Origin of the sequence: Staphylococcus sp. HMSC055A09, assembly GCF_001809655.1 — a bacterium.
Taxonomy (GTDB): domain Bacteria; phylum Bacillota; class Bacilli; order Staphylococcales; family Staphylococcaceae; genus Staphylococcus; species Staphylococcus capitis.
Genome location: NZ_KV798367.1, coordinates 60,881 through 81,873, shown reverse-complemented (window position 1 = coordinate 81,873; position 20,993 = coordinate 60,881). Strand labels below are relative to the sequence as shown.

The 20,993-nt window shown below is 32.4% G+C and carries 25 protein-coding genes and 1 riboswitch; of the genes, 4 read left to right on the top strand and 21 right to left on the bottom strand.

From position 1 onward, the window contains the following. Positions 1-101: 101 nt before the first annotated feature. From HMPREF2642_RS05520 to HMPREF2642_RS05475, 10 genes are all read right to left on the bottom strand, one after another. Positions 102-458, bottom strand: a complete 357-nt coding sequence (locus HMPREF2642_RS05520; RefSeq protein WP_002435799.1) for a type II toxin-antitoxin system PemK/MazF family toxin — start codon at positions 456-458, stop codon at positions 102-104. After that, the gene (gene mazE, locus HMPREF2642_RS05515; protein WP_002435513.1) at positions 455-625 is read right to left on the bottom strand and encodes a type II toxin-antitoxin system antitoxin MazE; all 171 of its coding nucleotides are present in this window, start codon (positions 623-625) and stop codon (positions 455-457) included. The genes HMPREF2642_RS05520 and mazE overlap by 4 nt, the downstream gene beginning before the upstream one ends. Before the next feature lie 88 nt (positions 626-713). Further along, positions 714-1,862, bottom strand: a complete 1,149-nt coding sequence (alr, locus tag HMPREF2642_RS05510) for an alanine racemase (RefSeq protein ID WP_049427304.1) — start codon at positions 1,860-1,862, stop codon at positions 714-716. Positions 1,863-1,928: 66 nt separating this feature from the next. Beyond that, positions 1,929-2,285: a holo-ACP synthase gene (gene acpS, locus HMPREF2642_RS05505; protein ID WP_002435510.1), complete on the bottom strand. Its 357-nt coding sequence runs from the start codon at positions 2,283-2,285 to the stop codon at positions 1,929-1,931. 48 nt (positions 2,286-2,333) lie between these two features. Continuing rightward, on the bottom strand, positions 2,334-2,834 hold the full coding sequence (locus HMPREF2642_RS05500) for a PH domain-containing protein (RefSeq protein WP_049427301.1): 501 nt from the start codon (positions 2,832-2,834) through the stop codon (positions 2,334-2,336). Then, positions 2,827-4,326 carry a PH domain-containing protein gene (locus HMPREF2642_RS05495; RefSeq protein WP_070597718.1) on the bottom strand — a complete coding sequence of 500 codons (1,500 nt, stop codon included), beginning with the start codon at positions 4,324-4,326 and terminating at the stop codon, positions 2,827-2,829. Before HMPREF2642_RS05495 ends, HMPREF2642_RS05500 begins: the two co-directional genes overlap by 8 nt. Continuing rightward, a complete protein-coding gene (locus tag HMPREF2642_RS05490; RefSeq protein WP_049427295.1) occupies positions 4,319-4,798 on the bottom strand; it encodes a PH domain-containing protein in 480 nt (159 codons plus the stop codon). Before HMPREF2642_RS05490 ends, HMPREF2642_RS05495 begins: the two co-directional genes overlap by 8 nt. A gap of 122 nt (positions 4,799-4,920) precedes the next feature. Beyond that, positions 4,921-6,456 (bottom strand): degradosome RNA helicase CshA, encoded by a 1,536-nt coding sequence (locus tag HMPREF2642_RS05485; protein WP_002435499.1) that lies wholly within the window; start codon positions 6,454-6,456, stop codon positions 4,921-4,923. A gap of 303 nt (positions 6,457-6,759) precedes the next feature. Next, positions 6,760-8,115, bottom strand: coding sequence for a UDP-N-acetylmuramoyl-tripeptide--D-alanyl-D-alanine ligase (gene murF, locus HMPREF2642_RS05480; protein WP_049427292.1), 1,356 nt, complete (start codon positions 8,113-8,115; stop codon positions 6,760-6,762). 15 nt (positions 8,116-8,130) lie between these two features. Next, positions 8,131-9,201 (bottom strand): D-alanine--D-alanine ligase, encoded by a 1,071-nt coding sequence (locus HMPREF2642_RS05475; RefSeq protein WP_002435813.1) that lies wholly within the window; start codon positions 9,199-9,201, stop codon positions 8,131-8,133. 404 nt (positions 9,202-9,605) lie between these two features. Here HMPREF2642_RS05475 and HMPREF2642_RS05470 point away from each other — a divergent pair, with 404 nt between their 5' ends. Next, positions 9,606-10,817 carry an FtsW/RodA/SpoVE family cell cycle protein gene (locus HMPREF2642_RS05470; RefSeq protein WP_064212371.1) on the top strand — a complete coding sequence of 404 codons (1,212 nt, stop codon included), beginning with the start codon at positions 9,606-9,608 and terminating at the stop codon, positions 10,815-10,817. A gap of 55 nt (positions 10,818-10,872) precedes the next feature. Here HMPREF2642_RS05470 and HMPREF2642_RS11590 read toward each other — a convergent pair whose 3' ends face one another. The 3 genes from HMPREF2642_RS11590 to csoR all read right to left on the bottom strand — a co-directional run bounded on the left by HMPREF2642_RS11590 (position 10,873) and on the right by csoR (position 11,661). Next, positions 10,873-11,010, bottom strand: coding sequence for an Lmo0850 family protein (locus HMPREF2642_RS11590; RefSeq protein WP_002435861.1), 138 nt, complete (start codon positions 11,008-11,010; stop codon positions 10,873-10,875). Positions 11,011-11,146: 136 nt separating this feature from the next. Then, positions 11,147-11,353, bottom strand: a complete 207-nt coding sequence (locus HMPREF2642_RS05465) for a putative copper chaperone CsoZ (RefSeq protein ID WP_023351364.1) — start codon at positions 11,351-11,353, stop codon at positions 11,147-11,149. Positions 11,354-11,367: 14 nt separating this feature from the next. Next, positions 11,368-11,661 carry a copper-sensing transcriptional repressor CsoR gene (gene csoR, locus HMPREF2642_RS05460; RefSeq protein WP_002435858.1) on the bottom strand — a complete coding sequence of 98 codons (294 nt, stop codon included), beginning with the start codon at positions 11,659-11,661 and terminating at the stop codon, positions 11,368-11,370. A gap of 185 nt (positions 11,662-11,846) precedes the next feature. Here csoR and cls point away from each other — a divergent pair, with 185 nt between their 5' ends. Next, a complete protein-coding gene (cls, locus tag HMPREF2642_RS05455) occupies positions 11,847-13,331 on the top strand; it encodes a cardiolipin synthase (RefSeq protein ID WP_070597717.1) in 1,485 nt (494 codons plus the stop codon). A gap of 56 nt (positions 13,332-13,387) precedes the next feature. After that, positions 13,388-14,050, top strand: a complete 663-nt coding sequence (locus tag HMPREF2642_RS05450; protein WP_002453696.1) for an HD domain-containing protein — start codon at positions 13,388-13,390, stop codon at positions 14,048-14,050. A 58-nt stretch (positions 14,051-14,108) separates the two neighbouring features. On the opposite strand, the gene yidC is transcribed toward HMPREF2642_RS05450, so the two are convergent. The 7 genes from yidC to HMPREF2642_RS05415 form a co-directional block, all read right to left on the bottom strand. Continuing rightward, positions 14,109-14,981 carry a membrane protein insertase YidC gene (yidC, locus tag HMPREF2642_RS05445; protein WP_002435877.1) on the bottom strand — a complete coding sequence of 291 codons (873 nt, stop codon included), beginning with the start codon at positions 14,979-14,981 and terminating at the stop codon, positions 14,109-14,111. An 88-nt stretch (positions 14,982-15,069) separates the two neighbouring features. Continuing rightward, on the bottom strand, positions 15,070-15,708 hold the full coding sequence (gene thiE, locus HMPREF2642_RS05440; protein WP_037551262.1) for a thiamine phosphate synthase: 639 nt from the start codon (positions 15,706-15,708) through the stop codon (positions 15,070-15,072). Between the two features lie 6 nt (positions 15,709-15,714). Continuing rightward, a complete protein-coding gene (thiM, locus tag HMPREF2642_RS05435; RefSeq protein ID WP_002435520.1) occupies positions 15,715-16,503 on the bottom strand; it encodes a hydroxyethylthiazole kinase in 789 nt (262 codons plus the stop codon). After that, entirely contained in the window at positions 16,496-17,317 is an 822-nt protein-coding gene (thiD, locus tag HMPREF2642_RS05430; RefSeq protein WP_049427284.1) for a bifunctional hydroxymethylpyrimidine kinase/phosphomethylpyrimidine kinase, read from the bottom strand. The genes thiM and thiD overlap by 8 nt, the downstream gene beginning before the upstream one ends. Further along, positions 17,310-17,999 carry a thiaminase II gene (tenA, locus tag HMPREF2642_RS05425; protein ID WP_002435801.1) on the bottom strand — a complete coding sequence of 230 codons (690 nt, stop codon included), beginning with the start codon at positions 17,997-17,999 and terminating at the stop codon, positions 17,310-17,312. The genes thiD and tenA overlap by 8 nt, the downstream gene beginning before the upstream one ends. Positions 18,000-18,076: 77 nt before the next feature. Beyond that, positions 18,077-18,175: riboswitch (TPP riboswitch) on the bottom strand. A 118-nt stretch (positions 18,176-18,293) separates the two neighbouring features. Beyond that, positions 18,294-19,019 carry a transglycosylase family protein gene (locus tag HMPREF2642_RS05420; RefSeq protein ID WP_002453702.1) on the bottom strand — a complete coding sequence of 242 codons (726 nt, stop codon included), beginning with the start codon at positions 19,017-19,019 and terminating at the stop codon, positions 18,294-18,296. Positions 19,020-19,413: 394 nt separating this feature from the next. After that, positions 19,414-19,809 carry a single-stranded DNA-binding protein gene (locus tag HMPREF2642_RS05415; protein WP_002435780.1) on the bottom strand — a complete coding sequence of 132 codons (396 nt, stop codon included), beginning with the start codon at positions 19,807-19,809 and terminating at the stop codon, positions 19,414-19,416. A 190-nt stretch (positions 19,810-19,999) separates the two neighbouring features. Here HMPREF2642_RS05415 and HMPREF2642_RS05410 point away from each other — a divergent pair, with 190 nt between their 5' ends. Next, positions 20,000-20,443 (top strand): YwpF-like family protein, encoded by a 444-nt coding sequence (locus tag HMPREF2642_RS05410; RefSeq protein ID WP_049427281.1) that lies wholly within the window; start codon positions 20,000-20,002, stop codon positions 20,441-20,443. An 80-nt stretch (positions 20,444-20,523) separates the two neighbouring features. On the opposite strand, the gene fabZ is transcribed toward HMPREF2642_RS05410, so the two are convergent. Then, entirely contained in the window at positions 20,524-20,961 is a 438-nt protein-coding gene (gene fabZ, locus HMPREF2642_RS05405) for a 3-hydroxyacyl-ACP dehydratase FabZ (protein WP_002435844.1), read from the bottom strand. Positions 20,962-20,993 lie beyond the last annotated feature (32 nt).

Sequence of the window (20,993 nt, the reverse complement as noted above, 5' to 3'; positions counted from 1 at the left end):
GGTCTAAAGTTACCTAGTTAATTAAGAGTTATAATTATTATAAAGTTATTGTCTTTAAATTCATTATTTTATTTATGTTAACTACATATAAAACGCTATAATCATTGATGGTCAAAATTATGTAATCCTAGACTGATATCTAGGGCGTTGTCAACTTCCTTCATCTTACTTTCAGACAAATAGGTCAACTTCTCTTTTAAACGTTTTTTATCTAGTGTTCTAATTTGTTCAAGTAAGATAACAGAGTCTTTATCTAACTTATATTTTTTCTTTTCAATTTCTACATGGGTTGGTATCTTCGCTTTATTAATCCTACCTGTAATAGCAGCAACTATGACAGTTGGACTATATTTATTACCAGTATCATTTTGTATAATTACAACAGGTCTTACTCCCCCTTGTTCAGACCCTTGAACTGGTGATAAATCAGCTAAGTAAACATCGCCTCTTCTAATCATTCATTCTTAGAGTTAGAAGTAAGATATGTTTCATTACAATCGCAAGCTTCACATTCGATGGGAAAAGCTTCCGTTGCTAGGGAGAGGTTTAAATCGGCCATTTGTGCATAGCCTTCTTTTAATGATTGTTCAAGACTGTGACTCCTAGATTGATTAAAAGATAACATATGAAGAACCTCCATCTGATTCCAAAAAAGTTGTTATTTAACCTTTAATTTATGTTTATAATAACAAATTTTTAACGCAGTGACTATACTATTTTAACAAATCGTTCGTAACCAATTGTTCTTCATTATGGTGATAAATTCTTGGTAAACGTTTTGATAAGTTACACAATACTTCATAATTGATTGTATGTTGCTTTTCAGCTAGAGACTCAACGGACTGTGGTGAATCTATATGATTATCCATCAATATCACTTTGTCTCCCATCTTCACATCATCAGGCACGCTCACAATAGTCTGATCCATACAAACCCGACCTACCACTTCACATTGATGGCCATTAACATTCACATAAGCACCTTGCATAGCTCTTAAATAACCATCGGCATATCCAACTGGTAGTATAGCAATTTTCATTTCTTTTTCAGCTGTAAAAGTTCGTCCATAGCTCACAGTTTCGCCAACTTTAAGAGATTTCACTTGTACTATTTCAGTAACGAGTTGAGCACTTGGGCGAAGATGTACTTTGACATTATCCCTAACATATTGTGAAGGATAATACCCATATAATGAGATACCTAATCTAATCGCATTACAAAATTGTCCATCCATTAATAAAGAAGCTGCAGAGTTTTGTGAATGAATGTAATTTGGTTTTTCAACTTGATTAACAATATCTTTAAAAAATTCATACTGTTCATTCATAGAATCCCCTGGTTCATCTGCGCTAGCGAAATGGGTAAACACGCCTTCAAAAACAAGATCATCTTTTTTATTAATTATATCAACAACATCTTTATACTCTTCAACATCTTTCATACCTAATCGACCCATACCAGAATCTATTTTGGCATGTAACCAAAGTTTTTTCTCATTTTTTTCAGGTATATTTCTAATAGCTTCTTTAAGCCAAGCTTTTGAAGGTACAGTAAGAGCTACACGATGTTGAATAGCTTTACTTATGTCTTTAGTTGGAATGACACCTAAGACTAGTAGTTTTGCATCAATTCCATGCATTCTTAATTCAATAGCTTCATCAAGTGTTGCAACTGCGAAAAACGAAGCCCCATGTTCCATTAGGTGATGTGCTACTTTTACACTACCTAATCCATAACTATTAGCTTTAATGACTGATATAACAGTCTTGTTATGATGTAACTGATTGAATGTTTGATAATTGTTTAATATTGCATCTAAATTAACATTTAAATAGGTTGATCTATAGAATTTTTCCGACATGAAAAGGTCCTCCTTGAAACTACTCGCTTAATACTAAAATATTAATACATTTATTATATAACGCCTTTATTCTAATTTTTCTAAGGTAACTTGACTCATTGCATAATTATCTGTATGGGTAATGCTTACATGAGCTCTAAATCCATCATAGTCGATACATGGCTTACCTAATTCATCGTTATAGCAATTGATATCTTTAAAAGATATCGTCTGACCTAACCCTGTACCCAATGCTTTACTAAAAGCTTCTTTAACAGCAAAACGACCTGCTAAAAATTCAATCTTACGCTTTTCATGAGTGAATTTTTCAAACTTTAGCTTTTCATTTTCAGTTAATACTCGGTCAACTAATTTAGGTTGTTTATATAACACCTTTCTAATACGCTCAATTTCTATCAAATCTATACCTATTCCATGTATCATAACTTCGCCTCTTTAATCACTTTCAATATAGTTTCTATTCATAGTATCTTATTCATCATCGCCGTTTAACATATCATGCGCATCTCTAGTTTTATTTTGTTTAATTAATAACTTTAATTTTTGAGCTTCATTTTTATCTATCAATTCAATTTCACTATTACCACCAGCTGTTGATAGCGTGAGAGTAGCTAGTTGATATCTTCTCATTATAAAGCCCTCATTAATATCGATGTTCTGAATTCTAAAGTAGGGAATGATATTTGTCTTTATGAAAATAATGCCTCTTCTAACATGTACTTCATCTTCTTCAATTGCGTATCTAAAATTTTTATATCGAAATATGGGCATTACAAATATAAAAAAGACTCCTAAAATAACGACTCCAACTATTTCAGCAATGATGAGTGTACGATTATCTATCCAATGAAATTTCAACACATTAAAGATGCTAAATACGATTAATGCAATAGTAAAGATTGTTATCCATAGCAAAGCATTCATTCGCATTGCTTTTAAACCCTTTTTATTCATATAGTTATAATTACTCATGAGTATCACCTCTCATGTACCACTCTTTAAATTCATTAACTTTAGAAACATCTGTGTATTTAAGACCTATTTTTTTATTTTCAAAACCTTTGGCGATTATAAATTTAAAATTGGCCAAATGCTTTCTTTCTAATAAAGGATGCTGTCTAATTTCCATACCTATGACTTTATTGAGTTTGAAGTAGAATCTTTTCATATTAAGTAATGATGCTTTTTGGATAACAATTTCTTCATTTTCAAGGTAATAACCACTATATCGCACATATAATACGGCCCTCATTATTAATAAAATGATTAATAACCCCGCAATAGCAAACGACCACGTAGACCAGAAATACCATCCAATAAAACTAGCAATAATAAGGATAAGTGATGGTATAAGAAAATGTCGATGAAAACCTCTAAGTGGCATGCCAGTATGAGCTGTATTAAAACGCATTTCTGGTACCAGAGATTGAATCACTTCATAAGCTTGTTGCCGTTTAATAAAAGGTAAAATCATTATACGTCCATTAACATCACTCGTCTCTGCAGAAGTAACAACGTCACTAGTAATATAAAAATGAATAGAAGTATAACCAAATAATCTTCTTAGATATGATTGATGTTCAAGTACACCTTGAAGTCGATTTGTTGGTACAGTGACATTCTTTTTTGTAAATAAGCCATATTGAATTTTAAGTTGATGACCTTGTTGCGTTACTTTATATCCATAGTATCTTATGAATGCGAGACACGTACCGATGATATAGCTCATTATTAAAACGACAACCACTATAGCAATAATTATGAAGAAAGTAGATTTTAAGACATATGAGAGTTCCCCACCTAATTTTTCCCAAGGTATAATGTCCGAGAAACTTCCCACAATTGGAGACAATGTTATTAATGTAATACCAATCGCACCACTAGTCATTGCCATAAATAATAATTGTTTAAATGACATTTTAAAAATTGATTTAGTAGGTACATTTTTTAAGGATTCATTATCCTCGTCTTCATCCTTTTCAGAATCAACATTCACTTCAGCTTGTTGCGTTGCGTTCAATTGTTGTTGTATGTTTTTAATCTCACTTTCAATCGATACACTTTGCTTCTTTGATATTGTACTTAGTTCAATACCGTCACTTGGAGTTTTAATAATAAGTTCTACGCCACCTACTATTTGATTCACAAAACCTTCAGTGGTATCAACTGATTGAATTCTACTAATATTGAGTTCTTTTCGCTCTTTATTTAATACACCTGTTGTAAGGATGAAATGATTGTTTTCAATCCAATATCTAGTATTATAAACTTTGAAAATATTATAAAAGAAAGTTATTAAAAATATTAATGTCATGATACCTGGCCATAAGTATGAATAGAAATCATCATATTTAAAATCTTTAATATTAAACAGGAAAATAATAATTACAATAAAATTATTTTTAATAACATTAATTAGACTCGTTACATATGAGACCGGATGTAGCTTTTGTGGATTATACATCGTCATCTACACCTCTCAATCTATTTAATGCTTGATGCTCTATTACGTCTGCTTCTTTTTCTGAAACCATCGGCAGTGAAATTTCATGACCCGCTGTAACCAATTCAATTGTATTTATTTTAAATATTTTTGCTAGCGGATTTGTACTGACTGTAATATATTGCAACCTCTCTATCTTACTTAGTTCTTCCTTTTTAAAGAAAAAAGCTTGCTTCAAAATAATTGAATCGCCTTCAAATTTATAAAAATAGTATTTATATCTCAGAAATGGCCCAACAATAAAGTTTATAACTGAAATCACCGCAACTGTAATAAGTATGTATAGAATAAAGTTCCACCAATTATAAGTAGACCAACAATAATATAATATGCTCAAAATCACTAGTACTACAATTAAACCAATAAAACTAGTGATGTAATAGTACTTTAATGCATTTTTAGGACTGCGATGAAACGTACTATCAAGATTCATATTAAAGCTCCTTTAATTAATTTACTCACATTATAGCATAGAGTGTGATAGGTCTAAATAAAGCTTTAAATCTAAAAAAACCAGCTAAGTCAATAGACTTAACTGGTTAATAACATCATCGATTATTTTTGATGATCGGCAAATGTACGGCCTCTCATTGATTGGTTTGAACCTTTATTTTGTTTATCACGACGTTCGAATTTTTTATTATTTTTCTTTTTATTTGAATGACCTTTAGACCCTTTTGAACGTCTATTTTTATTATCAAATTTGCCATTGCCACGTTTGTTATTGTTACCTCTTCTTGAACCGCCACCTCTACTATTGCGATTCTTACGTGCTAATGGTTTCTCGAACGTTAACTGTACTTCAACTTCATCGTTTGCTTCTACTAATTCTTGTAGCAATGATGCAACTAACTCAGTGCTGTCATATTCTTCAAGTAATTCACTTGAAATGCGTTGTAAACGAGGTTCACTGTCTTTAGACATCCAGTTTTGAACTTTTTCTTTAATATCGTCTTCACGAGCTTTAAGTACTTCTTTACGGTGTGGTGGTCTTAAAGCGTTCATTCGACGTCCATTGACATCTTCAATTTGACGTATATAATCCATTTCAATTGGATTTACAAATGTTACCGCGATACCTTCTTTACCTGCACGTCCTGTTCGACCTATACGATGAGTATAACTTTCTGTATCTTGAGGGATGTCAAAGTTATAAACGTGACTTACACCTGAAATATCCAAACCTCTAGCTGCTACGTCAGTAGCAACTAAAATGTCAATTTGGTCATTTTTGAATTTCTTCAAGACTTCTAAACGTTTAGCTTGAGTAATATCACCATGCAAGCCTTCTGCTTTATAACCTTTAGATAATAGCGCACTAGTTAATTCATCAACACGACGTTTCGTACGTCCAAATACAATCGCTAAATCTGGTTGATGCACATCAAGGAAATTTGTAAATGTATCAAATTTCTCTAATTCTTTAACAATAGTATAGTATTCATCTATTTGTGGATCTGACATTTCATTATTCATTGTTTTAATGATTTTAGGCGTCTTCATAAATTGTTGAACTAAGTCTTGAATTGCTTTAGGCATAGTCGCTGAGAATAACATTGTTTGACGCTGGTCAGATGGAATTTTGTCCATAATAAATCTCATATCGTCGATGAATCCCATATTCATCATTTCGTCAGCTTCATCTAAAATTAATGTATGAATACCATTAGTTTTTAAAGTACGACGATTTAGGTGATCAATTACACGTCCTGGAGTTCCTACTACGATTTGTGGTCCTCTTTTAAGTGCTTTTATTTGTCGTTCAATCGGCATTCCACCGAAGACCGTAACGACTTGAACATTTTGGCCTTTACTAAACTCTCTTAATTGTTCCGCAACTTGCATAGCAAGTTCTCTTGTTGGCGCTAAAATGAGTGATTGTACGCCTTGTTGGCCTACAACTTTTTCAATTAAAGGAATACCAAAAGCCCCTGTTTTCCCCGTACCTGTTTGGGCTTGACCAAGGATGTCGTCTCCTTCTAACGCATAAGGGATACTGTCTTTTTGGATAGGTGTAGGTTCTTTAAATCCCATAGATTCCAGTGTTTGAACCGTTCTATCCGAGATCCCTAATTCTTTAAAATTTTGCAAAATAATTCTCCTTTTTAAGTGTTTATTTCTTAATATACGTTTTTGCATATATGTTCACTTTTGTTTCATCAACTTCTATATAGTACCACCTTAAAAATATTATAGCAATAAAGCAGTTACTTACTTTCTTTGTTTTACTCTTAAATTTTAAATTTATTACTCTTAAAAAAGATAGCGCATCACATGATGTAAGCGGTTAAAATTTTTAAATCATTTTCAACGCAAAAAAACATGCATTTCAACTTACTCATCAACGTTTAGATCGAGAATATTGAAATATGCATGTTCATTTACTTTAAAATATTAAATTAATGCTTCGACTACTTCTTCAAGTTTCATACCTCGTGAACCTTTAACCAATATTTTATCGTTTTCTTTCACAATAGTCTTCAATTCTTTAATCAGTTCACTTTTATCATCAAAGTGTTGTGCAGTAGGCACTTCATTTTGACCTGTGTTAAAAATAAATCGTGCTTCATCACCATAAGTGTATAATACATCAATTGCTTTATTATTGAGATAAGCCCCGACTTCTTCGTGCATAGATTGACTATTTTCACCTAGCTCTAAAACATCTGCTAGAATAAGGATTTTTCGCCCTTCCATACTACTTAGCGTATCGATGGCAGCTTTCATACTTGTCGGACTTGCATTATAAGCATCATTAATGACAGTTACGTTATTAGTAGTCTGGTGACGCTCCATACGCATACCTGTTAACTTAACATGATTAATATTGTCTTTTATTGTTTCATATGACAAACCAAGTTCATGTCCTATCGCAATGGCTATCGTCGCATTTTTCATATTGTGCGTACCTAGGATAGGTAGTGTAAAGCTTTCTTTATCATTTATTGTAAAAGCGATACCTTCTGTTTCTATATCATCAACATGACATACGAGCGTATTACTATTACCTAAACCTACACTTATTAATTTTGCTTTATTTAATTGTTCGAGATGCGGTTTTAGTAATGGTTCATCACCGTCGTATATGAATGTCCCATTCTCTTTAAGACCAATAGTAATTTCAGACTTGGCTTTAGCAATACCCTCTCTTGAACCTAAATCTTGCATATGTGATTCACCAATATTTGTGATGACTGCAATATCCGGTTGAGCAATTGAAGATAATAACTCTATCTCATGGAAGCCAGACATGCCCATTTCAAGAATAGAAATTTCTGTATCTTCATCTAAGTCTAATATTGTTAAAGGCATTCCAATCTCATTATTATAGTTACCTTGTGTTTTCTTTACTTTAAATTCTGTCGTTAAAACACTCTCAATCATATCTTTTGTAGTCGTTTTACCGTTTGATCCAGTTACTGCAATCACTTTAGGGTTCACATATTTAAGATATGCTTTGGCTAAGTCTTGTAATGCTTTAAGTGTATCTTCAACCCAAATAATTGGACCTTCGATATGCTCGCTTAACTCAGTTCCCTTTTCTGAAAATGAAGCACCAGCACCATCCTTTAAAGCTTGTGCAACAAATCGATGGCCATCTACGTTCTCACCTTTGAATGGGATAAAAAGCATATCCTTTTCAATGTTACGAGAATCAATAGTTACACCATTGATAGAATGGCTTAAATATTGTTCATCAATTTCGCAAGGTATCCAATGTTTGATTTGTTCTAATGTAACGTTAATCATATTTAAAATCCTCTATTAATCAATTTTATATTTATTTTTCTTTTTATCTTCATGACGTTCTTTAGCGAGATTTATTAATTTTGCAATTAAATCTGGATATGATAATCCCATATTCTCCCACAAGCTTGGATACATACTGAATGAAGTAAATCCTGGCATAGCATTTGTTTCATTAATATAGATTTGGTTGTCTTCTGTAACAAAGAAATCTGCACGTACTAAACCTGAACAATCAGTGGCTTTAAAAGCCTCTAACGCCATATTACGTAATGTCATTTGAACGTCTTGATCTAAATCAGCTGGTATTTGAAGCTGAACTTTACCATCTTTATATTTAGATTTGTAATCATAAAATGCCACATCTTTAACAACTTCTCCAGGCCATGTAGTTTCAGGATAGTCATTACCCAATACAGCCACTTCAATTTCACGTGCTTCAATTCCTTGTTCAATTACAAGTTTACGGTCAAATTGGAAAGCTTCCTCAATACCTGATTTAAGTTCTTCTTCATTATTACATTTACTAATACCAACACTTGAACCTAAGTTAGCAGGTTTCACGAAAACTGGGTAAGTTAATTTATCATTAACTAATTTAATAATGTTGTTCTCATACTTTTCATATTCACTTCTTAAGAAACTAATGTATGGTAATTGAGGTAATCCTCTATGTTCAAACAATTGTTTCATAACTAATTTGTCCATAGAACTTGAAGCTGCTAACACACCATTACCTACATATGGAATATCTAATACTTCGAATAATCCTTGAATCGTACCGTCTTCACCATTAGGTCCATGTAAAAGTGGGAATACTGCATCATAAGAACGTCCAGTACTACCTTTACTTAATAATTGTGATATTTCTCCCGCTTCAACATTATTTAAAACTAATTCGTCAGTAGATTTAATTTCATCAGTGATGTTTTCTTTCTTCTTCCATTCACCATCATTTGTAATATAAATAATATCTATTTGATATTGATCTTTGTTAATTGCGTTTAATACGTTTTGTGCTGTTAATATTGAAACATCATGTTCAGCACTTTTTCCTCCAAAAACGATACAAATATTCTCTTTTGTCATTTCGTTTTCCTCCATTACAATTACTCGGCTTATATGCCATTTATCTGTTTAATAATTGTGATATTTTATTTATTATGTATAGCTCAATGTACATAACGGTCTCTGAAACTTAATATTATCATATTTCTAAAATCAATTGCATTTGATAATCCATCAATAAATCTAATTTTTAGTGACTGTTTTAATTCCTCTACCTTTGAATGGAAAAGAAAGCTTATTTCTATATAATTTGTCGACTTGCCACTTTGATATTCTAGCAAATTTAAAAAAAGTCATGTAAAATCAATGTAGACTATTTATTAACCGTTAAATTGTGATTTTATATAGATTCATGAATGGTTTATGCTACAAATGAATCATTCATATATCATATTAATACGCGCATGATTATAAAGGAGTAGGAAATGAATTATTCATCTCGTCAACAACCAAGCAAACATTGGTTTCGTAAAGTCGACTGGATATTAGTACTGGTAATTACTGTGTTAGCAATCATAAGCGTAACACTAATTAGTTCTGCAATGGGTGGCGGACAATATAGTGCGAACTTCAGTATCAGACAAATTATTTATTACATTCTCGGAGCTATTATGGCATTTCTGATTATGATAGTTTCCCCTAAGAAAATTAAACATAATACATATCTCTTATATTTCATTTTTTGTATTTTACTCATAGGATTGCTTATTTTACCTGAAACAGCCATCACACCTGTGATCAACGGTGCGAAAAGTTGGTATAGCTTTGGACCTATAAGTATTCAACCTTCAGAATTTATGAAGATTATTTTAATTTTAGCCCTAGCTAAAACAGTTTCTAGACATAATCAATTTACCTTTAACAAATCGTTCCAGTCAGATTTAATGCTATTTTTAAAAATTATAGGTGTCTCAATATTTCCTATGCTATTAATTTTATTACAAAATGACCTCGGTACTACGCTTGTTATTTGTGCAGTTATCGCCGGTGTTATGATGGTTAGTGGTATTACTTGGAGAATCCTTGCACCTATATTTATCGCAGCAATTGTAGGTGGTGCTAGTATTATTTTAGCTATCATTTTCAAACCTACATTAATTGAAAATCTATTAGGAATTAAGATGTATCAAATGGGACGAATTAATTCTTGGTTGGATCCTTATACTTATAGTAGTGGCGATGGATATCATTTAACTGAATCACTTAAAGCAATTGGATCTGGTCAATTAATAGGTAAAGGTTACAATCACGGTGAAGTTTATATCCCTGAAAATCATACAGACTTTATCTTCTCAGTTGTAGGCGAAGAGATGGGCTTCATTGGGTCTGTTGTGCTAATTCTCATATTCTTATTTTTAGTGTTTCATTTAATTAGATTAGCAAGCAAAATCAATAGTCAATATAATAAAGTCTTTATTATCGGGTATGTTTCTCTTATCGTCTTCCATGTACTTCAAAATGTTGGAATGACGGTTCAATTATTACCAATTACTGGTATACCTTTACCATTTATTAGTTATGGTGGGAGCTCTCTTTGGAGTTTAATGACAGGCATAGGCGTCATTCTATCTATTTATTATCATGAACCTAAGCGTTATCAAGAACCTGATACTTTAGATACTGCTAAAACTGCATAATTTACAAACAAAAAAGCACTCACACATAGTGAGTGCTTTTGATCATTTAAGCAAATTATTTTAACTCATGACTTACTTGATTAGATGTAGGTAAAGTATTAATAATATCTAAACGAGATTTAGTTTTTTTAATATTCACACCTAATGATGACAATAATTTGACTACGTTTTGAATCTTATCTGGATTCTTCACTATAATCACCTCGTTTGGATTGACTTCAAAATTATCATACCCCAATTTATACTACTTTACTACATCAATTGTTAAATTTTAAAAAATTATTTACAAATCTATAAATATGCTATATGTAAGTAAATTGAACATTACTCTAATAACGCACGCGAAAGCCAGAATCATATACTTCTTTTTCAATACTATTTAAATTCGCAGGTGTTTCAAATAATACCTTTATTTCTCCTACTTTACTATCAATATCTACTTTTTCGACACCAATCATATTTTCTAAACGTGTCTTTAATTGGTTTTCTTCCTCTATAGTCTCAATATTAGCAACATAAACAATTCCATTTTCCATTGTATTCTACCTCATTAATCTTTAATTAATTTTTGAAAAGTAACCAATAGTTCTTCCATCGCTTCTTCTTGTGCACCATTATTCACTTTATTCATAATACAACTTTTCATATGATGATCTAACAATTTAGTAGCCACACTGTTTAAAGCAGAGCGTGTCGCTCTTATTTGAGTTAAAACATCATCGCAATACACATCGTCTTCAATCATTCGATTAATTGCACGTACTTGACCTTCGATACGATTTAATCGTGACTTTAAATTTGCTTTCGTTTGCTCTGAGTGATGTGCAGTTTCATTTTCAGTCACAAGCGTCACCTCGTTTCTTTATTCTTCATCATCGTATTATTCAATAATTATTAAGTCAATTGATTCATTCACTTTTTAAAATAAAACCGACTATGATATTCAACATTCTTCATGCTATAATTGTATAGTTAAAACTTTTTTGAATATCTTCAACGAAATTATGAGAAATACAAAGGAGGTACCATATGTTAGAAGTCTTTACTATGGCGCTTCACCATTCAAATATAATCATTAATGTTATCTTAATTGGCGCTTTCATTTTAAACTTGATCTTTGCATTTACAATTATCTTTATGGAGAGACGTACAGCTAATTCTATATGGGCATGGTTACTTGTGCTCGTATTTCTACCTTTAATTGGGTTCATTTTATATCTATTGCTAGGTCGTCAAATCCAAAGAGATCAAATCTTTAAATTAAATAAAGAAGATAAAGTCGGTTTAGAAATGATTGTCGATGAGCAATTGGAAGCGCTCAAGAAACAAGATTTCTCTAAAGGTAACCATCAAATAGTTAAATTTAAAGAAATGGTGCAAATGTTACTTTATAATAATGCTGCCTTTCTAACGACTGATAATGATTTAACTATTTATACTGATGGTCAACAAAAATTCGATGATTTAATTAATGATATCCGTAATGCTCAAGACTACATACATATTCAGTACTATATCTTTCATAGTGATGGACTTGGGAAACAAATTCTTAGTGAACTTGAAAAGAAAGCCGAAGAAGGCATTGAAGTGAAAATACTATATGACGATATGGGTTCGAGGGATTTACGTAAAAAAGATTTAAAACATTTTAGAAATAAAGGTGGGCATGCTGAATCATTCTTCCCATCAAAATTGCCATTAATTAATTTACGTATGAATAACCGAAACCACAGAAAAATCGTTATTATCGACGGTAAAATTGGTTATGTTGGTGGTTTCAATGTAGGTGATGAATATTTAGGTAAATCTAAGAAGTTTGGTTACTGGCGTGACACGCATCTACGTATTGTAGGTGATGCTGTAAATGCATTACAACTTCGATTTATTTTAGATTGGAATTCACAATCTACCCGAGACAATTTAACTTATCAAGAACGATATTTCCCTGATGTTAATTCTGGAGGAACAATCGGCATTCAAATCGCTTCTAGTGGACCTGATGAAGATTGGGAACAAATCAAATACGGTTACTTAAAAATGATATCATCAGCTAAAGAATCAATTTATATTCAATCCCCCTACTTTATACCAGATCAAGCATTTTTAGACTCGATTAAAATTGCTGCACTTGGTGGTGTGGAAGTCAATATTATGATTCCAAGTATGCCAGACCATCCATTCGTATACTGGGCTACACTTAAAAATGTCGCATCTTTACTTGAGGCCGGCGTAAAGGTGTATCATTACGAGAATGGCTTCCTACATTCTAAAGTATTGGTCATCGATGATGAACTCGCAAGTGTAGGTACTGCTAATATGGATAATCGTAGTTTCACATTGAATTTTGAAGTAAATGCCTTTATTTATGATGAGAGTGTCGCACGCTCCCTTAAGCAAGCATTTATTAACGATATGAAAGTGTCATCTAGACTTACAGAAGAAAGATACGAGCAACGCAGTACTTGGATTAAATTTAAAGAAGGTATTTCTCAATTATTGTCACCAATTCTATAATAAATTGAAAGGTCTGGGTTGTTCCTAGACCTTTTTAATATGTGAAGGAGACTTTTATGGAAAATGAATTAAAAATTAAACACGCATGTAACTATATGAAAATGGTTCATAAAGATGATCACACTGGGCACGATATCGCGCATGTAGAACGGGTTCATACATTAGCAAAGTATATCGCTTTAAATGAGGGTTTAGTACATACAACGATTATAGAACTTGCCGCTTTATTACATGACACAGTGGATAGCAAAATAACGAATGAACAACAAGCATATGATAAACTTTCTACTTTTCTAGAAACGATTGACTTAACCCAAGATGATATTCAACATGTTTTACATATCATACAAAATATGAGTTACCGTGGTGGGAAAAACAATCAAGCCACATTATCAATTGAAGGACAAATCGTGAGAGATGCTGATCGTTTGGATGCGCTAGGCGCAATCGGAATTGCTCGAACTTTTCAATTCGCTGGATATTTCGGCGAACCAATGTGGACTGAATCTAACGTGCCATTCGAATCACTACATACTGATAATATTGAAGCATTTGATCCTTCAGCAATTAAGCACTTTTACGAAAAATTATTAAAACTTAAAAGTTTAATGCATACCTCAACTGGAAGAAAGCTTGCTGAAGAACGTCATCATTTTATGCTTCAATTCTTAAAACAATTTTTACACGAATGGAATTTCAATAACAACACAAATTTGTAAATTTGACATATGAAAAAGCCAGCAAATCATAATTTAATTTGCTGGCTTTTCTTATAACCTATTTCTTATTCTTTTTAGAAACAACTTGCGTATTTTTGCCTTTTTTATTAGAAGACGGATTATGTTCTTTTTCATATTGTTCGATGAAAGGTTGAACTTCTTTTTTAGCAAGTTTAGAGTAATACATATTTGCAAAATGCGTTTGTATTACTAAGAATAAGGCACTGACTGACCAATATAAACCAAGTGCAGATGACGCTTGTAATGAAATCCAAATAATCATGATTGGTGAAACAATCATCATCATGTATCCCATTTGGCGTTGCTCTTGAGGCATCGTTTTACTTGAAACATATGCTTGAACAAAGTAAAGAACACCGGCAATAATCGTAATCCAAATATCTGGTTTAGTTAAATTAAACCATAAGAAATGTGGATGATCAGAAAGTCCATTAACAAGTTTATCTTTTAATACGAAATATAATCCCATGATAATTGGCATTTGAATAAGCATTGGTAAACAACCGAGCATGCTCTTCATCGGATTCATATCATATTTTTTATAAACTTCCATCAATTCTTGGTTTGCCGCCATTTTCTCTTCTTGAGTACGAGCACGTTTAACTTTTTCTTGAATACCATCAACTTCTGGCTTAGCTACTTTCATTTTTTCACGCATCATATGACTATTTTTATAGTTTGATAACATGAATGGTAACAAGATTAAACGTATAACAAGAACTAAGATAATAATCGCTAGTCCATAGTCGTTATTAAATACATCATTTCCTAACCATTGTAAGAGATGTTTCATTGGCTGAACGAATGTATTAAAGAAGAATCCGTCCTGCTTTTCAGGTTTAGAGTAGTCACACCCTGCTAGAAAAACCATTATCCCTAAAAACAAAGGTAGTAACGCTTTTTTCTTCATTTTTCCACCTCTATTGTAATATTCACATAGGATTCATTTTATCATACTCATACTATAGTAGAAAACAAAAAGTGGAAAAATATATTGATTAATTAAAGTATTTACGAAAATGCTTAACAGTCTTGTCAATATTCTTACTTCTAGTTATTGCAGAAATTACTGAAACGCCATCAGCACCGGCTTCAGCAATTGGTTCAATATTTGTTTCATTAATACCACCTATTGCTACAATAGGTAATTCTCCAACATAATCTCGCAATTTTGTAATCATATGAGGACCAACAGGAGCGTTAGCATCATCTTTTGACGAAGTGGTATACATAGGCCCTACACCTATGTAATCCACTTGAGATAAATCCGATTGTTGATACTCATCTAAATTACCCACACTCAAACCTATAATTTTATTTCTAAACTGCATAGCAAAATCTTTAACTTCTTTATCATCCTGACCAACATGAACGCCATCAGCATCAATATCTTTTGCTAACTCTATATCGTCATTGACAATGAATGGTACGTGATATCTCTCGCATTTTCGTTTTAAATTTATTGCTAACTGTTTCTTCTCTTCACCTATTAAAGATGATGGGCCCTTTTCACGAAATTGATACATAGTGATTCCGGCTTTCAAAGCCTCATCAAGTACTTGTTCAATGGTTCTATTTTCTGGTATATCTTGAGTTCCACAAATAAAATATACTTGTAATTGCTCTGAGCTAAACATATAAGATTAAACCTCTACTTTATGTACATATTTTTCAAATGTTGTCTCATCAATTTGATACATTTGATCGAGCAATTCTGGTAAAAATGATCCAGGGCCATGGACATGGTTTTTATTTTCAGCTAATTCTGCAGCAATATTGTACACACTAACCGCTTCAATTAACTGTTCAATTTCTGGTCGAGTATTTCTAAATAAGAAGCTTGCCACTACTCCTCCTAAAAGGCAACCTGCACCGGTAATTTTAGCTAGAAGAGGTGAGCCATTAGCAAGTTTAACAATTTGATTATTTTGTGCGACAACGTCTTCCTTACCTGTAATGACAATTGCTGTTTCGAGATTTTTATGGGCCTTTCTAGCAATTTCAACTGCATCAAGTGAACTATCACTATCTGTTCCTTTCATCGTAGTTTGAGAGTCAACAAGCGTAAGTAGTTCTGATGCGTTTCCCTTTATTACAGAAACTTCAATTTGTTCTAAAAATCTCTTACAAAATTGTTTTCTGTAAGAAGACGCGCCTACTGCCACTGGGTCGAAGACAATTGGCGTACCTTGTTCGTTAGCGATTCTCCCTATTTTCATAATATCTTCTTCATTATCATGAGTTAGTGTACCTATATTAATCACTAATGCACTTGCCACTTTGTAAAATTCTTCTGCTTCTTCAGGTGCTTCACTCATTGCTGGACTTGCTCCTAAACTAAGTAACCCGTTAGCTGTAAAATTTTTAACAACGTCATTGGTATAGCAAACAATAAGTGGATTTTCTGAACGTAATCTTTCTAAATTATTCATCATCTAAACCTACTTTCTTTAAATATGCAAAGTGATTCACTGGACCTCTTCCTTTACCAATTTCAGGCGTATGTTCAATACTCATTGAAATAAACGACTTAGCTTTTTCTACTGCTTGATATATAGAACGACCTTTAGCTAGTTCTGCAGTGATTACTGCTGAAAATGTACAACCAGTTCCGTGTGTATGTTTAGTATCGAAGCGTTTATTTTCAAAAGTATAAACATCGTCCTTCGTAAATAAGAAATCTTTAGCGTTATTTAAATCAGCAGAATGACCACCTTTAATAACAACGCCTTTACTACCAATCTCATTGATAAAAATATCTCCTGCTTTGCGGATATTGTCTTCACTATCTATTTTCAAACCAGTAATTTCCTCTGCTTCAGGAATATTTGGTGTTACAACATCAGCTAAAGGTAATAAGGTAGTTTGTAAGTGAGATTTAGTATCATCGTCCATGAGTGAATCTCCACTCTTCGCCAACATAACAGGATCAATAACATAAGGAATATCTGAATACTTTTTCAAATAACTTTGTATCAGTTCCATTGTTTCTTTAGTCGCAATCATTCCTGTTTTTATAGCATGTGGTAATTCATCATCAAAAACACTATCAAGTTGCTCTTGTACCCAACTTGTTTCCAAATTATGAATGCTCTGAACACCTAGAGTATTTTGCGCGACAATGCTAGTGTTTGCTGCCATACCGTATACGCCACATGAATGGAAAGATTTTAAATCAGCCATTACCCCTGCGCCACCAGTGGGATCTGTTCCAGCTATCGTTAATGCTATTTTAGGTTTATTCATGGTTTTCTCCTCCAAAATCCCATTTTTCATCGATATAAGCCATATTAAAGAAATGACGCTCATGTACTGTACTTTGCAAGAAGTTTTCTTTGATTTCTTGCTTTTCTTTGTCAGTACATTCTTCTGTTAAACGGTCCATCAATTGATCGAAAACATCAACAAGTGGATCCATTTCAGTACTATAAAAATCAAACCACTTTGCGGTAATTGAATCTTTATTTAATTTAGGATCTTTAATCGCACGCTTAGCTATAACTGCATAGACGTAAGGACAAGGTGCCATTGCAGCTATAGTGTATGCTGCATTTTCGTGAGCATAAGCATTATAATACATATGCTTAATATAGTGATCTCCACTTGGTGGCCAAACTTTTTCTTTAACAATTTCTTCATAAGATTCATTGATATAATCAGCCAGTACTTCATGTGCCTCTACTTCACCATCTAACATGAATTCAATCTGTTCAACTAAGAATTTTACATCTTGCATAGTGTGAACCTTTGGAATAAGTAAGGCATATAAGTTTGTAAATTCTTTTAAATATGATGCATCCGCTCTTAAATATTGACGTACTGCTTGTTTAGGTAAAGTCCCAACTAATAATTCTTGAATAAAGTTATCATTGTAAATTCTTTCAATAATTGGTTGAGCTTCTTCCCTTAATTCTTGTGAAAATTTCATTAAATAAGCCTCCTTGGATAATAAAAAAACTACTTTCCAACAATGAAAAGTAGCTAAATCTGGGCATAGCGATGCTTATTTGATAAAGACTACTTTCCTACGTTGGTACTAACCAAATCAGGTTATAAGGGTCTGAATCATATCATCTCAGCCTTGTGGCTCCCCTAGTAGTTAATATTTATTTAATTCAATAATTACATTATCAAACGACTCTCACTAAATCAATTAAATGTGCTTCTAAATAAAAAACCATCTTCTCATATTGAGAAGATGGTTAATAATCATATATTTAAATTATGCAGTTACCCATTGGCTAGCGCCTGCAGTGTTGTATAATTTAACTGCTGCAGCGTCTTGTACGCTTTCAGGAGCGTTAGCTGGAGATTGACCTTTATATTGTTCTGGAGCTACTGAATCCCAAGTTGATTGTAAGAATTGGAATTTACCAGCTGCGCCAGTTGAAGGGTTGATAGCGTGGATGTCGCCACCTGATTCACGTTGAGCAATTTGTTTTAAGTGTGAATTTAAGTTTACTGATGAACCACTTGAAGCTTGGTTTGATGAAGCTTGACTACTTGCAGTGTTGTTAGTTGGTGCACTGTAAGAAGTAGTTGCTTTAGCTTGTGGTTGTTGAGTTTGCTCAGTTTGTGGAGCAGAAGTTTGTTCTGGTTGAGCTTGTTGAGCTTGGCTAGTTTGTTGTTGTGAACTTACTTGGTCAGCTGAAGTTTGGTTGCTTACATCTTGTTGTGGAGTAGCTTGACCATTTTGTGCATAGTTCCAGCTCCAGTGAGTACCATTTGATTCAAAGTGATAATTGAAACCATTGTAATCAAAGTTTACGTTATAAGCACCTTTTTGGATAGGGCTTTCGTTTAATGATTGGTCATTTGATTGAGCTTTTTGAGCTAATTCTGCTTTATCAACGTTTGTTGCTTCACTTGCGTGTGCGTCGTGTCCAGCATTACCTGCTACAACGCCTAATCCTACTGCTAATGATGATGCAATAATTGTCTTTTTCATTATTAAAAATCCTCCTAAAAGTGATTTGTTTTCTTAACTAATTTACAAGTACTACTCTAACATCTGTATAAACAGTGTAGGTTACAGTGAAATAAAAAAAACAAGCTCTTTTTTACACTCGAATTACATTGAATATTAATTATAATTGGAATTAAATTTCTACTCAAAACTGTCATGACAGTTTTGAGATTGTATCGATTCTTAAACAAGTTTGTAATATAATTGAAATCTGTCAGATAATTATAAGTTGATTGAATGATTGATGACTTAAATATTAAAAGCGACCTTACTTTAATATTGGCCGATCAAAGTAGGTCGCTTGAGTATAATTGAAAGAAAAGGATAATTTAATTTTTATTAAAAATAGGATGGAGTTTAGGGAGAGAATTAATTTTTAGATATTAATAATTTCAATGTCGTCTGAATGATAAGTGTCTTCATCGTATTGATTTTGAGAGAGGATTTCATTATGTTTAGTTTTTGGAGACATAAATTTAATTGTTTCTACATATAGTTCGGTTACAAAATGCGTTTGTCCTTCTTTTTCATATTTTCTTGAACGCATTTGTCCTGTTATACCTACTAATGTACCTTGACTAGTATATTTTTCGATATTGGTTGCTGTTTTGCCGAAAGCTTTACACAATAAATAATCACTTGATATTTCATTATTTTCATCTTTGTAATTTCTTTCAGTTGCTACACAAAATGTTGCGACCTTACTATCCTCCTTCTCATAAATTTGAGCATCTTTAGTCAACCTTCCTACTATTACTATTTTGTTTAACATGTGTCACCTCCTTCTTGTAATACATAATAATTGACGGGTTATAATTTGGTCAAAATTACAAATACCCTTAAAATGATAGCTATTTGTAGTATGTTTTTGATATATTTAAAGAAAATAATCATTAATTAAGTTCATAACTGCTTATAATTTAATTTATTGTATATTTAAAAAACAATTGGGATGTGAAATAATGAAAACATTTAAGGCTGTTCGGTTTCAAATTGTAAATGAGAATGGTGGCGTTTCAGAATATGAAATCGAAGATGGCGTTATTATAAATAAAGAAGGTAGTGGAACAGGCTGGTTACTTGAGATTGTTATTTCAAATGAGCACTATGAAACATTTAAAACATATATGGAAGATAAACAATTATTAGATATTAGAGTAGTCATCACTAGACCTGCAAATGATCCAGCTTTATTTGATGCTACGGTTAAAAATGTCGCTAATTTTAAAAAATCAATGTCTGTTGTTTTTGAATGTCATATTTATACTTTAAGACAAGTCTATGCCGAAAGCTTGCTAGAGGAATTGGTAGATGATGGTTTAACTGGTGAAGAGCTCAAGAAGACCTTTAATCGAATGATGCAATCTAAACCTAAACTAAAAGAAGAAAAATTCGAGAGAAATTAAATAAATAAAAAAAGGAGTGTAAAAGGAACTAATTCATTTTAATTAGTTCTTGATACACTCCTTTTATAATATGGAATAGTTTAAGCATCTTGAATAGCAAATGTTAGTTCACAGCTACAAGCAAGTTGACCATCGACTGTAGCTTTCGCACTACCTTTACCGATTGGTCCTTTAATTTTAGTAATTTCTACTTCTAACATTAACGTATCACCAGGTGTCACTTGTTTTTTGAAACGACATTTATCAATACCAGCGAATAAAGCTATTTTACCTTTATTCTCTTCATTGTTTAACATCGCTACGGCTCCAGTTTGAGCTAGTGCTTCAGTTATTAATACACCTGGCATTACTGCGTATTCAGGAAAATGCCCTTGGAAAAATGGTTCATTACCAGAAACTTGCTTTAAACCCACGCAACGTTTTCCTTCTTCATATTCAACAACTCTATCAATTAATAAGAACGGTTGTCTATGAGGGATAATTTGTTTAATTTGATTATAGTCAAAAATTGTTTCCATTATATTAAACCTCCGAAATGTAAACTTTGATG

Bases quoted from the DNA above. Each gene is read 5' to 3' on its own strand.
- HMPREF2642_RS05520 (WP_002435799.1), bottom strand. From the start codon at position 458: ATGATTAGAAGAGGCGATGTTTACTTAGCTGATTTATCACCAGTTCAA.
- mazE (WP_002435513.1), bottom strand. From the start codon at position 625: ATGTTATCTTTTAATCAATCTAGGAGTCACAGTCTTGAACAATCATTA.
- alr (WP_049427304.1), bottom strand. From the start codon at position 1,862: ATGTCGGAAAAATTCTATAGATCAACCTATTTAAATGTTAATTTAGAT.
- acpS (WP_002435510.1), bottom strand. From the start codon at position 2,285: ATGATACATGGAATAGGTATAGATTTGATAGAAATTGAGCGTATTAGA.
- HMPREF2642_RS05500 (WP_049427301.1), bottom strand. From the start codon at position 2,834: ATGAGTAATTATAACTATATGAATAAAAAGGGTTTAAAAGCAATGCGA.
- HMPREF2642_RS05495 (WP_070597718.1), bottom strand. From the start codon at position 4,326: ATGTATAATCCACAAAAGCTACATCCGGTCTCATATGTAACGAGTCTA.
- HMPREF2642_RS05490 (WP_049427295.1), bottom strand. From the start codon at position 4,798: ATGAATCTTGATAGTACGTTTCATCGCAGTCCTAAAAATGCATTAAAG.
- murF (WP_049427292.1), bottom strand. From the start codon at position 8,115: ATGATTAACGTTACATTAGAACAAATCAAACATTGGATACCTTGCGAA.
- HMPREF2642_RS05475 (WP_002435813.1), bottom strand. From the start codon at position 9,201: ATGACAAAAGAGAATATTTGTATCGTTTTTGGAGGAAAAAGTGCTGAA.
- HMPREF2642_RS05470 (WP_064212371.1), top strand. From the start codon at position 9,606: ATGAATTATTCATCTCGTCAACAACCAAGCAAACATTGGTTTCGTAAA.
- HMPREF2642_RS05465 (WP_023351364.1), bottom strand. From the start codon at position 11,353: ATGGAAAATGGAATTGTTTATGTTGCTAATATTGAGACTATAGAGGAA.
- cls (WP_070597717.1), top strand. From the start codon at position 11,847: ATGTTAGAAGTCTTTACTATGGCGCTTCACCATTCAAATATAATCATT.
- HMPREF2642_RS05450 (WP_002453696.1), top strand. From the start codon at position 13,388: ATGGAAAATGAATTAAAAATTAAACACGCATGTAACTATATGAAAATG.
- yidC (WP_002435877.1), bottom strand. From the start codon at position 14,981: ATGAAGAAAAAAGCGTTACTACCTTTGTTTTTAGGGATAATGGTTTTT.
- thiE (WP_037551262.1), bottom strand. From the start codon at position 15,708: ATGTTTAGCTCAGAGCAATTACAAGTATATTTTATTTGTGGAACTCAA.
- thiM (WP_002435520.1), bottom strand. From the start codon at position 16,503: ATGAATAATTTAGAAAGATTACGTTCAGAAAATCCACTTATTGTTTGC.
- thiD (WP_049427284.1), bottom strand. From the start codon at position 17,317: ATGAATAAACCTAAAATAGCATTAACGATAGCTGGAACAGATCCCACT.
- tenA (WP_002435801.1), bottom strand. From the start codon at position 17,999: ATGAAATTTTCACAAGAATTAAGGGAAGAAGCTCAACCAATTATTGAA.
- HMPREF2642_RS05420 (WP_002453702.1), bottom strand. From the start codon at position 19,019: ATGAAAAAGACAATTATTGCATCATCATTAGCAGTAGGATTAGGCGTT.
- HMPREF2642_RS05415 (WP_002435780.1), bottom strand. From the start codon at position 19,809: ATGTTAAACAAAATAGTAATAGTAGGAAGGTTGACTAAAGATGCTCAA.
- HMPREF2642_RS05410 (WP_049427281.1), top strand. From the start codon at position 20,000: ATGAAAACATTTAAGGCTGTTCGGTTTCAAATTGTAAATGAGAATGGT.
- fabZ (WP_002435844.1), bottom strand. From the start codon at position 20,961: ATGGAAACAATTTTTGACTATAATCAAATTAAACAAATTATCCCTCAT.